Here is a 12325-nt window from a genome sequence, read left to right on the forward strand (position 1 = left end):
GTGGGAGCGAGCCTGCTCGCGAAGGCGGCCTGACAAACAACATCAAAAAAACAGAGCAACTTCCCGTCTTTTCTGCCCATAAACGCAATCCAGCGAACACGTTTAAGTTACACAACACGTTACGCCACACGGCCTACAACGCCTTGCGCCGTTACCTACGCGTACGCCAGAATCCGCCGGCTTGTGCGGCTGAGGGGCGGGCTATATCGTTTCCGGGTCACTGCAAAACAGTGATCGGGTTTGGTAGCCCGCTATGAAGTTGCATGGCAACACCTTATGCAGTCTCTTTTGGGGGCTCTGTTTTATGGTGGTCATGCGTGGGGCTCCTTCGGGGGCGCCGGGTTTTCCAACTTCGTCCGGTCTACCAACCCACGTATGGCCGCCACCCTTCGTTTGGTAGCGAGGGTGATGGCTCCTCAATATTGCAAGTTGGAGTTTCATCTATGTTCAAAGTAACGCCCAACCCCCCAGATACTGATCCAGTACCCTACGACGCCGCTCTTGACCCCAAGAAAATGAAAGAAGCGGCCGACCGCGCGCTCAACTACTACCTCAACCCCGCAGCTCTGGCGGCTCCACCAAGCTCGCCAAAATTTCGCCCCGTCTATCTCGTCGACCCCACGCTGGATGACGAAACCCTACTCGTCGAAGCCTGCGAGTCACTGTCGTTCGCCCATGCCATGGCCGGCAACATCGCCAATTCAATCGGTGGCCCGGAGCGCAAACCGCTGCTGGCGCTGCAACAGGTGATCATGCTCAACGAACTATTGGTCAATCGTCTGCTGGATAAGCGGAAGTTGCCTCAGTAGTTACGGCGCCAGCCCTCGCCCTAACCCTCTCCCAGAAGTAGAGGGGACTGACCGAGGTGCATGTGCGAGGTACGCCGACTTGAGATACCGAGTCGAACTCAAATTCTGAAATGCACAGAGATCGGCTCCCTTTTCCCTCGCCCCCTTGGGGAGAGGGCTGGGGTGAGGGGGAAGTGTTCACTGACACAATAAAAAACCCGGAAGCTTTCGCTGTCCGGGTTTTGTCTTTCCAGCATCAATCAGCGGTTAAACCGCTCCACCAACGAATACTGGGTATTGGCCGTCTTGGTCAGTTCTTCACTCAGCAACGCCGAGTGTTGTGCCTGTTCCGAGGTCTGGTCCGCCAGTTGCGAGATGTTGCTGATGTTGCGGCTGATTTCTTCGGCCACCGAGCTTTGCTCTTCGGTTGCCGCAGCAATCTGCGTGGTCATGTCGGTGATGTGCGCCACCGCTTCGCTGATGCCGATCAGTGCCTGGTCCGCTTCCAGTACTCGCGCCACACCTTCTTCAGCTTGGCGATGGCCGGCGTCCATGGTCTGCACGGCAGTGTTGGCGGTCTGTTGCAGCTTGGCGATCAGTGCATGGATCTGCCCGGTGGACTCGCTGGTGCGTTGTGCCAGTTGGCGCACTTCGTCCGCCACAACCGCGAAACCACGGCCCATTTCACCGGCGCGAGCCGCTTCGATGGCGGCGTTCAACGCCAGCAGATTGGTCTGGTCGGCGATGCCTTTGATCACATCGACCACACCACCGATTTCGTCGCTGTCCTTGGCCAGTTGGGTGACGGTCAGGCCGGTTTCACCGACCACCACCGACAGACGCTGAATGGCTTCGCGGGTTTCCCCGGCGATGTCACGACCGCGACCGGTCAGGCGATTGGCTTCCTGGGTAGCGTCAGCCGTGCGTTGCACGTGGCTGGCGACTTCCTGGGTGGTGGCGGCCATCTGATTGACCGCGGTGGCCACTTGCTCGGTTTCGACGCGCTGACGTTCCAGGCCGCTGGAGCTCTTGTGGGCCAGGGTATCGGACTGCTTCGCTTGCTCAGTCAGGTGTTCGGCAGTGTCCTGCAGGCGGGTCAGGCAGGTTTTCAGGCGCGCTTCCTGGCTGAGGATCGACATTTCCAGTCGCGCCTGGGCGCCACGGCTGTCGGTGTACATCTGCGCGATCAGTGGGTCGGAGGTGGTTTGCCCGGCCAGGACCAGCAGACGCTTGAGACCGCGTTGCTGCCAGCTCAAGCCCATCAAGCCCAGTGGCACCGACAGGCCGGCGGCCAAGGCAAAACCCCAGTGGGAGTTCAGCGACGCGCCGATCATGAAGCTCAGTTGGCTGACCAGAATGAACGGCACCCAGTCCTGAAGGACCGGCAGCCACTTGTCTGTCGAAGGAATCGCCGACTTGCCCTGGTTGATGCGTTGGTAAAGCGCTTCGGCACGGCGGATCTGTTCGGCGGTGGGTTTGATCCGCACCGACTCGTAACCGACCACCTGATTGCCTTCGAAAACCGGTGTGACGTAGGCGTTAACCCAATAGTGGTCACCGGTCTTGCAGCGATTCTTGACAATGCCCATCCATGGCAAGCCTTGTTTCAAAGTACCCCACATGTGCGCGAATACCGCTGCCGGGACGTCTGGGTGACGAACCAGGTTATGCGGCGCACGGATCAGCTCTTCACGGGAAAACCCACTGATTTCGATGAAAGCGTCGTTGCAGTAGGTGATCACGCCTTTGGCGTCGGTCGTGGAAATCAACCGTTGCTGAGCCGGGAAGGTCCGTTCGCGTTGTGTAATGGGTTGGTTGTTACGCATGGCTATGTCAATCCGTGAGGCTTTGACAGGGTGTCGGCATCGTCAGGAATTTATTGAAATTTTATTTTCAATAATCAGCGGTGCGTCGCAAAACGACCGTTGCGTCATCCGGCGAGCATCGGGTAGGTGAACAAGCCGAAATGCAGCAGGTTCAAGCCGAAATGGGTGGCGATGGCCGCACCCAACCCGCCAAATCGGTAGGCCAGACCATAGCCGACACCCGCCAGGCTCGCCAGCAACACCCATTGCCAGCCCGCGCCCAGATGGGCCAGGCCGAACACCAGCGAGGCGAGCAGCAGTGCGAGGTTTTCGCCGTAGGGCAGGTGTTTGAAGTGCCGGCTCAGGCCACCCTGGATGTAGCCGCGAAACAGCGCTTCCTCAACCAGCGTTACCAACAGCAGGTTGTTCGCCACCCACAGCCAGGCCTGGTCCGGCCATTTCGGCGCCCAACTGATCATGCCCAGCAACAAGGCACCGCCGAGGGCGAGCACGACACTCAGGATCAGGGCCATAGCGGTGGCGTAAATCGACAGTCGCAGCGAACGCCGGCCGACAATCCACGGGCAGACCAGCAACAGCCAGAAACCAATCAGGGGTTTGTCCTGATTCAGGTACATGGAAAACAGCACGGCATCGTCGGTGAGGCGATGTGGGTTGATGCCGCGACCGTTGTAGAAGCCCGGGAGCCAATGCATGGCCAGCGCCAATGCCAGAAAGATGAACAGGCCGTGACCGAGGTAACGGCCGACGGGCACCGTTTGCTGGCGCACGGCGAAACCGGCGATCAGCAACAACCCGACGGAAATCGCCGCCAGCCAGCTAAGTTGGCCGTAGACCAGGGCCAGTGCGTAGCCGAGGGAGAGGAGTGCCAGGTGCAGCCATGGCAACGCCTTCATTGAAAATCCCTGTGCAAAATTGTGGAAGGGCTTTCTACACAGGTGAAGGCGTGGGGACAAGTGAAGCTGCGGCGGTAAACCGGGACGAGAAAATGTAACGGCACAACGCTTGTAGGAGCAAAGCTTGCTCGCGAAGGCATTTCAACGGACAACAAATTCAGTGAAAGTGGCGTCCTCTTCGCGGGCAAGCCTTGCTCCTACAAAGCTGTGGGTGTTTAGCGCAGGTTGAGTTTCGCGGCGGCGCGTTCGGTTATTTCTGTGCGCAGTTTCAGCGACGGCGCAGCACGCAAGCGCGCTTCATCGACAATCGCGCTCGGCGCAGTGTCCGGGCTGCCCGAGTCAAACGGTGGCGCCGGCGCATATTCCAATTGCAACTGGATCAATTGCGCCGCGTCGGCATCCACCAACTCAGCCGCCAACACCAAAGCAAAATCGATCCCCGCCGTAATCCCGCCACCGGTAAACAGATTGCCGTCACGCACCACACGATCCTTTACCGCAATCGCGCCCAGCGTCGGCAACAGATCGTGATACGCCCAATGTGTGGTCGCTCGCTTGCCTTGCAACAGGCCCGCCGCACCGAGCACCAGCGACCCGGTGCACACCGAGGTCACGTAACGCGCTTGCGCAGCCTGACGTTTGATGAAATCCAGCGTCTGTTCATCCTCCATCAACGGCCCGACGCCACCACCGCCAGGCACACAGATCACATCCAGATCGGGGCAGTCCTCGAAAGTGGTGGTCGGTTTCAGCAGCAGGCCAGTGCTGGCGGTGACCGGCATCAGATCCTTCCAGACCAGGTGCACCTGCACGTCCGGCAGCGAAGCCAGTACGTCATAAGGGCCGGTCAGGTCCAGTTGTTGAACCTGCGGAAACAACAGAAAACCGATCTGCAACGTCATGGCGTTTTTTCTCCTGGTTGGGGTGGACGGCTTCACTGTAGGCTCGTAGGATTTGGCGTATCCGCCAATTACCCCACGAATTACGCCAATCATGCCGAAGACCATTCACGTACTCGCGTTTGCCAACGTGCAACTGCTCGACGTCACCGGACCCTTGCAAGTGTTCGCTTCGGCCAACGACAGTGCCCGTCAACAGGGTTTGCCTGCGCCCTATGCACCGTCTGTGATTGCCAGCGGTGGCGGGGCGGTAATGTCGTCGGCGGGGCTGGCGATATTGGCCGAGCCGTTGCCGGCGGGTGGCAGCGACACCTTGATCATCGCGGGTGGCTGGGGCGTTTATTCGGCGGCACAGGAGGAGCCCTTGGTGGCGTGGGTGCGCGAGCAGGCGACGCGGTGTCGTCGGGTTTCTTCGGTGTGTACGGGCGCGTTTCTGCTGGCCGCCAGTGGTTGGCTCGATGGTCGACGAGTGGTTACCCACTGGACCCGCTGCGAACAGTTGGCGCAGATGTATCCACGCCTGCACGTCGAACCCAACCCGATTTTCATCAACGACGGCCCGGTCTGGACCTCGGCCGGGGTCACCGCCGGCATCGATCTGGCACTGGCCATGGTCGAAGAAGACCTCGGTCGCGCGGTGGCCCTGGATGTCGCCCGGCAACTGGTGGTATTTCTCAAGCGTCCGGGCGGTCAGTCGCAGTTCAGCGTGACCCTGTCCCTGCAACAGGAAGGCAACCGCTTCGACGAACTTCATGCCTGGATCAGCGAAAATCTCACCAAAGACCTCGGTGTCCCGACCCTGGCCCTGCAGGCCGGCATGAGCGAACGCAGCTTTATCCGTCACTACCGCGCCGACACCGGCCAGACCCCGGCCCGGGCCATTGAACTGATTCGGGTTGAAACCGCGCGACGGCTGCTCAGCGATACTGGCGTGCCGATCAAACGGGTCGCGGTGCAATGCGGGTTTGGCAGCGAAGAAACCCTGCGCCGCAGTTTCCTGCGGGCCATGGGCGTGACGCCGCAGTCCTACCGCGAGCGTTTCAGCGTCAGCCCTTCAGTAGATCCAGTAACGCCTTGATCGTCGCTTCGGGCGCTTCCTCAGGAATGTTATGCCCGACACCGGCCAGTACGCGGCGCTCGTAAAGGCCGGTGAAGTGCTCGATGTCTTCGTCCATCTCCGGCGCCGGTCCGACGCCATCGTCGGCGCCGCACAGGGAAATTGTCGGCACGCTGATCGGCGGTTGCTTGGCCAGCGCCTCTTCCATCCACTCCAGCGCAGGATCGCCGGGCGAATACATGAACCGATGCCGATACGAGTGAATCACCACCTCGACGAAATCCGGATTGTCGAAGGCCGGCGCACTCAAGGGATAACGCTCGGCGTTCCTGACCCAGGTCGGCGACCACAGGCGCCAGAGCAATTCGCAGAAGGCCCGGCGATTTTGGGTCAGGCCTTCAACCCCGCGCGGGGTGTGGAAGTAGTACTGATACCAGAGGCGATGTTCAGTCTCAGGGTCCAGCGGTTGGGTGGAGTGGGGAATGTTTTGCAAGTTGTAGCCATCACCGGTGACCAAGCAGCGAACCCGCTCCGGCCACAACGCCGCGACAATGCACGCCGCCCGACCGCCCCAGTCGTAGCCACAGAGCGCGGCTTGCAGGATGGCCAGGGCGTCCATCAGGTCCAGCAAATCCTGGGCGAGGGCGGCTTGTTGACCGGAGCGCAGAGTGTCGGGGCTATTGAAGCGAGTCGGGCCGTAGCCGCGCAGGTACGGGACGATGACGCGGTAGCCTTGAGCCGCGAGGGCTGGGGCGATGTCGTCATAGGCACGGGGGGAATAAGGGAAACCGTGGAGCAGGATTATCGGATCGCCAGTGGTCGGACCGTGTTCTTCGTAGGCGATTTTCAGGCTTGGAGTTTCAACGTACTGAACGACTGGCGACTTGGTCACGAGGAACTCCTGAGCGCTGGCATCCGAGAACATTAGCTGATGAAGCCCGACTTGAGCGGTGCACTGAACCTGTGGCGAGGGAGCTCTGTGGCGAGGGGGCTTGCCCCCGTTGGACTGCGCAGCAGGCCCAAATCAATCACCGCATTCCTCCCAGGAAAACACATTTTGCAGGTTTACGACTGCTGCGCAGTCCAACGGGAGTGTGTCAGCCTCAGGCCTCGACTTCCGCCACCTGATTAAAATACTTCGCCCGATCCGGCGTAAACGTCACCACCATTCTGGTCCGCGAACACGTCAATGCCCGCTCTTCACTCAGATCAATATCCAGATCTTCCCCACGTAACCCCTGCCATTGCGCCAGGTACTTGAGCGATCCGTACTTTTCGAGTTTCTTCAGGCTGCGGCTCACGCCACCTTTCCAGCCCAGCACCGGCAGTTCGCCAGCGAGGCACTGTTGGGCAATGTCGGGGAATCGGCTGGCGCGTTGGCGGCCGATTTCCCAGCATTTGATCAGGCCCTTGTCGTGGGCTTCCCACAGTTCATCCCGGTTCAGGCCGGAGCGCAGTGGGGTGTCGATGGTGCGGTGGATGCGCTGGGTCATTCTGTTTCCTTGAATTCGGGTTTTGTTGGACAGCTCCGCTGTACCCGTTGACCGTGGATGTTAGGGGGGGATGTAACAGCTGGCAACAAGGTATTTCCGGGTGTAAGTGCGAGTTACCAAGGAGGGATTGGGTCGGGGGTGTTTAGAAAATGTAGGGGCTGGGCTGCGCAATTGTGGTGAGGGGATTTATCCCCGACCGGCTGCGCAGCAGTCGCAAAGTCAGCAAATACGGTATTTCTGCAGGAATGGGGGCGCAGGGTTGGGGGCTGCTTCGCAGCCCGTCGGGGATAAATCTTCTCGCCACAGGGATCCTACAAAATCATCGTTTTGTGGGGTATTTCCTACAGCCTGCGGCGAAGATTAAGGCTGCCAGTAATTCTTCTCCCCACTCAACTTGCGATCCAGAAAACTCGCCGCACTGATCAGCGCCAGGTGCGTCAACGCTTGCGGCGTATTGCCCAGGTGCCGCGCATGGCTGTCGAACTCTTCGGCATACAGGCCCAGCGGGTTGGCGTACCTCAGCAGTTGCTCAAACTCCAGATGAGCCTTTTCCACCTGGCCGGCTCGGGCCAGGCATTCGACGTACCAGAACGAGCAAGCAGCGAAGGCGCCTTCGGTGCCGACCAAGCCGTCGATGTGGCTGTCTTCGTTGTGGTAGCGGTAGACCATGCCATCGCGCACCAGGGTTTTCTGGATCGCTTCCAGGGTCGAGAGCCAGCGCGGGTCCTTGGCGCTGACGAAGCGCACCAGCGGCATCAGCAACATCGAGCCATCAAGCGCGGTGCCGCCGATATGCTGCACGAAATGCCCGCGTTCTTCGTTCCAGAACTTTGCCCAGATGTCGGTGTAGATCGCTTGGCGAGTCTGGTCCCAGCGCGCAAACGGGGCGGGCAGGGAACGTTTGGACGCCAGGCGAATGGCCCGGTCCACGGCGACCCAGCACATCAGTCGCGAATGCAGGAAGTGATGCTGCTCGCCACGCATTTCCCAAATGCCGACGTCTTCGCTCTCCCAGGTTTCGCAGACTTGATCGACCACTTCCACGGTGTGCTTCCAGCCTTCATGGGAAATCGCTTCGCCATACTTGTTGACCAGATACACCGCGTCCATCAGCTCGCCGAAGATGTCGAGCTGGATCTGATCGTAAGCCTGGTTGCCGATGCGCACCGGTTTCGCGCCGCCGTGGCCGGCCAAGTGCGTGAGTTCGGTTTCCGGCAGTTTCTGGCGACCGTCGATGGCGTAGAGGATGTTGATTTTCATCGAGTTGCCGTGGCAATCACTGACGCGCCCGCGCAACCAGTTCATGTAGGCGTTGGCCTCGTCGACGAAGCCCAGGCGCATAAAGGCGTAGACGGTGAACGAGGCGTCGCGGATCCAGGTGTAGCGGTAATCCCAGTTGCGTTCGCCGCCGGGGGTTTCCGGCAGACCGAAGGTCGCGGCGGCGAGGATTGCGCCGTGTTTGCGCGAGGTCAGCAACTTCATGGCCAGGGCCGAGCGGTTGACCATTTCCCGCCAGCGACCGCGATAGTTGGACTGACCGATCCAGTCGCGCCAGAACTTCAAGGTACGTTCCAGGCACAGTTCGGCGGCACCTTCCTTGAAGCGTGGATCGTCGACCGCGCCCAACAGAAACTTCGCGCTTTGTCCCTGCTTAAGGGTGAACTCGGCGACGGCGCAATTACCGTCGAGGCTCAGGGCTTGATCCGAAGACAGGCGTAGGGACGGTTGGTCTGTGGCTTCAAACACCGCGTCCTGTTCATCGAGGCGAGCACGGGTTTTTGCCCGGGCGTAGTCATGCCGCACCGCGCAACGCATGCGTATCGTCGCCGTGCCGCTGACCACCCGCACCTGGCGCATCAGCATCGGCAGGTCATCTTCGCTGTCGCCAATCGGCAGCAAGTCGGTGATTTCGACCACGGCGCGTTCGCTCAGCCAACGGCTTTGCAGGACATTGGTGTCCGGCAGGTAGATTTGCTCGCGGCGTGCGTCAGGCAGGTCCGGGGCCAGTTGGAAAATCCCGGCCTCGGGAGTGTCCAAAAGCGAGCAGAAGATCGACGGGCTGTCGAACTCCGGCCAGCAGAAAAAATCCACGCTGCCCTTGTCGTTGACCAGTGCCGCGCTGCGCATGTCGCCAATGATGCCGTGGGCGTCGATGGCGCTTTGTCGTTCGGGATGATGATCAGCCATTGCCACGGAACTCCGGATAGAGGCTCATGCCGCCGTCGATGAACAGGGTGGTGCCGACGATGTAATCGGACAGATCGGAGGCGAGAAAAACCACGGCGTTGGCGATGTCCTCGACATCACCGATACGACCGTAAGGGATGAGCTTGAGCAGTTCTTGCGCGGCGTCGCCCTCGGTGGCGGCGCGGTTTATCGCCGTGCGAATGGCCCCTGGCGCGATGCCGTTGATGCGGATTTTCTGCTGGCTGACTTCCTGGGCCAGGGTCTGCATCAGCATGTCGACGCCGCCCTTGGACGCTGCGTAATTGACGTGGCCGGCCCATGGAATGCGCTGGTGTACCGAACTCATGTGGATGATCTTGCCGGCGGCTCGGGACACGCCTTGGCGAATGCCCTGTTTGTTGAAAATCCGCAGGGCGGCGCGGGCGCAGAGGAACTGGCCGGTGAGGTTGACGCCGATCACCTGGTTCCAGTCGGCGAGGGTCATGTCCACGGCATTTGCATCTTTTTGCATGCCGGAATTCGCCACCAGAATATCGAGGAAACCGAAGGCGTCGAGGGTCTGGGCGAACAGCCGTTCGACGTCCTCCTCCTTCGAGACGTCGGCACCGATGGCAATGGCGCGACCGCCGCTGTCGTTGATCTGCTTGGCGAGTTCTTCGGCGGGAGCGGCCTGGGAGTTGTAGTTAATGACGACGGCAGCACCGGCAGCGGCCAGCGCTTTGGCGGCGCCGGCACCAATGCCGGAACTGGCGCCGGTGACCAGGGCTACTTGTTGATCGAGAGAAATCTGCATGAGCGTTAGCGCCTTGAAGGGAGGGCCTAACTAGCTGACTGGATTGTTGGGTAGAGAGTTCATTTTCGGGCGTCAGTGCAGGCCCCTTCGCGAGCAAGCCCGCTCCCACAGGTTTGGTCGCGCCCACACGATCGCGTTTACACCAAAAATCCAATGTGGGAGCGGGCTTGCTCGCGAAGGGGCCTTAACATTCAACCAACAATTACCCGCTTTCCCCTCAACCAGCCTTTATGGCAACTTGCAGGCCCTGATTGAGGCCGAAATCGATGGCAAACCCCTACCGCGAACTGTTCAACGCCCCTGGCGCCCGGGCCTTTGTGCTGGCCGGGATGATCGCGCGCATGCCGATTTCCATGACCGGCATCGGCCTGATCACCATGCTCTCGCAGTTACAGGGTGGCTACGGCTTGGCCGGCGCCGTCGCGGCAACTTTTGCCCTCGCCACGGCATTCTGTGCGCCGCAGGTTTCGCGGCTGGTCGACCGCTACGGCCAGGGCCGGATCCTGCCGGTGTCGGCGCTGGTGGGTGGCGGTTCGCTGTTGCTGTTGTTGCTCTGCACACGGTTGCAGGCGCCACACTGGACGCTGTTCGTGTTCGCTGCCCTGGCCGGGTGCATGCCGAGCATGTCGGCGATGGTCCGGGCGCGCTGGACCGAGCTCTATCGCGGTCAGCCGCAACTGCAAACCGCCTATGCGTTGGAATCGGTGCTGGACGAGGTCTGCTTTATTGTCGGGCCGCCGCTGTCGGTGGGCTTATGCGTGGTGGCGTTCCCCGAGGCAGGTCCCTTGGCGGCGTTACTGATGCTTGCGATCGGGGTCGCGGCGTTTGTGTTGCAGCGCGGCACCGAGCCGGCGGTGCATCCCCATGAAGTTCACCATCAGGGCTCAATCATTCGTTCCGGTGAAATCCGCCTGCTGATGCTGTTGATGACCGCCATGGGCACCATTGTCGGCGTAGTGGACGTGGTCAGCGTGGCGTTCGCCCAGCAGCAGGGCCAACCGGCGGCAGCGAGTATCGTGCTGTCGGTGTACGCCATCGGTTCGTGCCTGGCCGGGTTGGCGTTCGGCGCATTGCGCTCGAAAGTGCCGCTGCCGCGATTGTTCCTTTATGGCGGTGTGGCGACAGCGGTGACGACATTGCCGTTACTGCTGGCGACGAACATATTCGGGCTGGCACTGGCGGTGTTTGTCGCCGGGCTGTTCTTTGCGCCGACGCTGATTGTGGCGATGGCGTTGGTGGAACGCATCGTTCCGCCAGCCAAACTGACCGAAGGCCTGACGTGGCTGGTCACCGGGTTGAGCATTGGCGTTGCAATGGGCGCAGCGAGTTCCGGGTGGCTGGTGGATGCGTTCGGGGCGCGCAGCGGGTTTTGGGTGGCGATTGCGGCGGGGGCGGTGGTGTTGGGGTCGGCGATCCAGAGCTTCCGCCATTTGAAATGACTGGATAGACGTGCGCGGGCTAATTTCTGCAGGGCCGCCTTCGTTCTTTTATACAGACAACTTTTCGAGGTAAGCCGGGTGACTCAGCTGACATTGCTGTGCCTTCCTTATTCGGGCGCCAGTGCCATGGTTTACAGCCGCTGGCGGCGCAAACTGCCGCAGTGGCTGACGCTGCAACCGGTAGAACTGCCGGGTCGCGGCGCACGGTTTGGCGAAGCGCTGCAAACCGATATGCGGGCGCTGGCCCGTCAGTTGGCCAGCGAACTGCAAACGACCCTGCGTGCGCCTTATGCCATTTTTGGCCACAGCCTGGGCGCCCTGATGGCGTGCGAGTTGGCCCACGCGTTTCGTGCACTCGGTTGCCCGGAACCGGTGGCGCTGTTTGCCTCGGGCACCGCAGCGCCAACCATGCGCGCCGACTATGATCGCGGTTTTGCCGAACCCAAGACTGACGCCGAACTGATCGACCAGTTGCGCACCCTGAATGGCACCAGCGAAGAAGTGCTGGCCAATGAAGAGTTGATGAGCCTGACCCTGCCGATCCTGCGCGCCGACTTCCTGCTGTGCGGGCGTTTTCAGCCGATCCAGCGCCCACTGCTCAAATGCCCGGTGCACGTGCTCGGCGGCAAGGCCGACAAGGCCACCACCGAACAATTGATCGGCTGGAGCAAGGAAACCCACGGCAGCTTCTCGGTGGACATGCTGGCCGGCGGGCACTTCTTCATCCATGAGCATGAGCCCAAGGTGCTGCGGGTGATCAAGGATCAGCTCGACGTTCATCACCGCCGGCACTCAATGCCCGCCACTGCCTGAACATCAGCTCATTTCATGTGGGAGCAAGCGCGCTCCCACAGCGTTTCCTGCCTGTCTGAAAATCTCCGCCTGCCTCGCTCCTGATAGTTGTTCTCATTCGCTAATTTTTCCGGTTTGCATTCGTTTTATAGGGA

General features: G+C 60.7%; 11 protein-coding genes. 4 read left to right on the top strand and 7 right to left on the bottom strand.

What is annotated here, in order from left to right:
• The first annotated feature begins 443 nt into the window (after positions 1 to 443).
• The gene (locus JFT87_RS14240; protein WP_201202170.1) at positions 444 to 809 is read left to right on the top strand and encodes a DUF6124 family protein; all 366 of its coding nucleotides are present in this window, start codon (positions 444 to 446) and stop codon (positions 807 to 809) included.
• A gap of 239 nt (positions 810 to 1048) precedes the next feature.
• Here the strand turns inward: JFT87_RS14240 and JFT87_RS14245 are convergent, their stop codons facing one another.
• From JFT87_RS14245 to inhA, 3 genes are all read right to left on the bottom strand, one after another.
• A complete protein-coding gene (locus JFT87_RS14245; RefSeq protein ID WP_201202172.1) occupies positions 1049 to 2614 on the bottom strand; it encodes a methyl-accepting chemotaxis protein in 1566 nt (521 codons plus the stop codon).
• A 104-nt stretch (positions 2615 to 2718) separates the two neighbouring features.
• Positions 2719 to 3510: a CPBP family intramembrane glutamic endopeptidase gene (locus tag JFT87_RS14250; RefSeq protein ID WP_201202173.1), complete on the bottom strand. Its 792-nt coding sequence runs from the start codon at positions 3508 to 3510 to the stop codon at positions 2719 to 2721.
• A gap of 215 nt (positions 3511 to 3725) precedes the next feature.
• Positions 3726 to 4412, bottom strand: a complete 687-nt coding sequence (inhA, locus tag JFT87_RS14255; protein WP_201202174.1) for an isonitrile hydratase — start codon at positions 4410 to 4412, stop codon at positions 3726 to 3728.
• Between the two features lie 91 nt (positions 4413 to 4503).
• Between inhA and JFT87_RS14260 the strand changes: the two genes are divergently transcribed.
• On the top strand, positions 4504 to 5487 hold the full coding sequence (locus tag JFT87_RS14260) for a GlxA family transcriptional regulator (RefSeq protein WP_201202176.1): 984 nt from the start codon (positions 4504 to 4506) through the stop codon (positions 5485 to 5487).
• On the opposite strand, the gene JFT87_RS14265 is transcribed toward JFT87_RS14260, so the two are convergent.
• From JFT87_RS14265 to JFT87_RS14280, 4 genes are all read right to left on the bottom strand, one after another.
• Entirely contained in the window at positions 5456 to 6358 is a 903-nt protein-coding gene (locus JFT87_RS14265) for an alpha/beta fold hydrolase (RefSeq protein WP_322269177.1), read from the bottom strand. The genes JFT87_RS14260 and JFT87_RS14265 overlap by 32 nt on opposite strands.
• Positions 6359 to 6569: 211 nt before the next feature.
• On the bottom strand, positions 6570 to 6959 hold the full coding sequence (locus JFT87_RS14270) for a hypothetical protein (RefSeq protein ID WP_201202180.1): 390 nt from the start codon (positions 6957 to 6959) through the stop codon (positions 6570 to 6572).
• Positions 6960 to 7319: 360 nt separating this feature from the next.
• Positions 7320 to 9146, bottom strand: coding sequence for a glycoside hydrolase family 15 protein (locus JFT87_RS14275; RefSeq protein WP_201202191.1), 1827 nt, complete (start codon positions 9144 to 9146; stop codon positions 7320 to 7322).
• On the bottom strand, positions 9139 to 9939 hold the full coding sequence (locus JFT87_RS14280) for a glucose 1-dehydrogenase (protein WP_201202192.1): 801 nt from the start codon (positions 9937 to 9939) through the stop codon (positions 9139 to 9141). Before JFT87_RS14280 ends, JFT87_RS14275 begins: the two co-directional genes overlap by 8 nt.
• 266 nt (positions 9940 to 10205) lie before the next feature.
• On the opposite strand from JFT87_RS14280, the gene JFT87_RS14285 reads away from it, so the two are divergent.
• A complete protein-coding gene (locus tag JFT87_RS14285) occupies positions 10206 to 11378 on the top strand; it encodes an MFS transporter (RefSeq protein WP_201202193.1) in 1173 nt (390 codons plus the stop codon).
• Between the two features lie 78 nt (positions 11379 to 11456).
• A complete protein-coding gene (locus tag JFT87_RS14290; RefSeq protein WP_201202196.1) occupies positions 11457 to 12191 on the top strand; it encodes an alpha/beta fold hydrolase in 735 nt (244 codons plus the stop codon).
• Positions 12192 to 12325 lie beyond the last annotated feature (134 nt).

The sequence above is a fragment of the Pseudomonas sp. TH15 genome, assembly GCF_016651105.1.
Taxonomy (GTDB): domain Bacteria; phylum Pseudomonadota; class Gammaproteobacteria; order Pseudomonadales; family Pseudomonadaceae; genus Aquipseudomonas.

Excerpts from the sequence above, each read along its gene's own strand:
- JFT87_RS14245 (WP_201202172.1), bottom strand. The coding sequence starts at position 2,614 with ATGCGTAACAACCAACCCATTACACAACGCGAACGGACCTTCCCGGCT.
- JFT87_RS14270 (WP_201202180.1), bottom strand. The coding sequence starts at position 6,959 with ATGACCCAGCGCATCCACCGCACCATCGACACCCCACTGCGCTCCGGC.
- JFT87_RS14250 (WP_201202173.1), bottom strand. The coding sequence starts at position 3,510 with ATGAAGGCGTTGCCATGGCTGCACCTGGCACTCCTCTCCCTCGGCTAC.
- inhA (WP_201202174.1), bottom strand. The coding sequence starts at position 4,412 with ATGACGTTGCAGATCGGTTTTCTGTTGTTTCCGCAGGTTCAACAACTG.
- JFT87_RS14280 (WP_201202192.1), bottom strand. The coding sequence starts at position 9,939 with ATGCAGATTTCTCTCGATCAACAAGTAGCCCTGGTCACCGGCGCCAGT.
- JFT87_RS14240 (WP_201202170.1), top strand. The coding sequence starts at position 444 with ATGTTCAAAGTAACGCCCAACCCCCCAGATACTGATCCAGTACCCTAC.
- JFT87_RS14275 (WP_201202191.1), bottom strand. The coding sequence starts at position 9,146 with ATGGCTGATCATCATCCCGAACGACAAAGCGCCATCGACGCCCACGGC.
- JFT87_RS14285 (WP_201202193.1), top strand. The coding sequence starts at position 10,206 with ATGGCAAACCCCTACCGCGAACTGTTCAACGCCCCTGGCGCCCGGGCC.
- JFT87_RS14260 (WP_201202176.1), top strand. The coding sequence starts at position 4,504 with ATGCCGAAGACCATTCACGTACTCGCGTTTGCCAACGTGCAACTGCTC.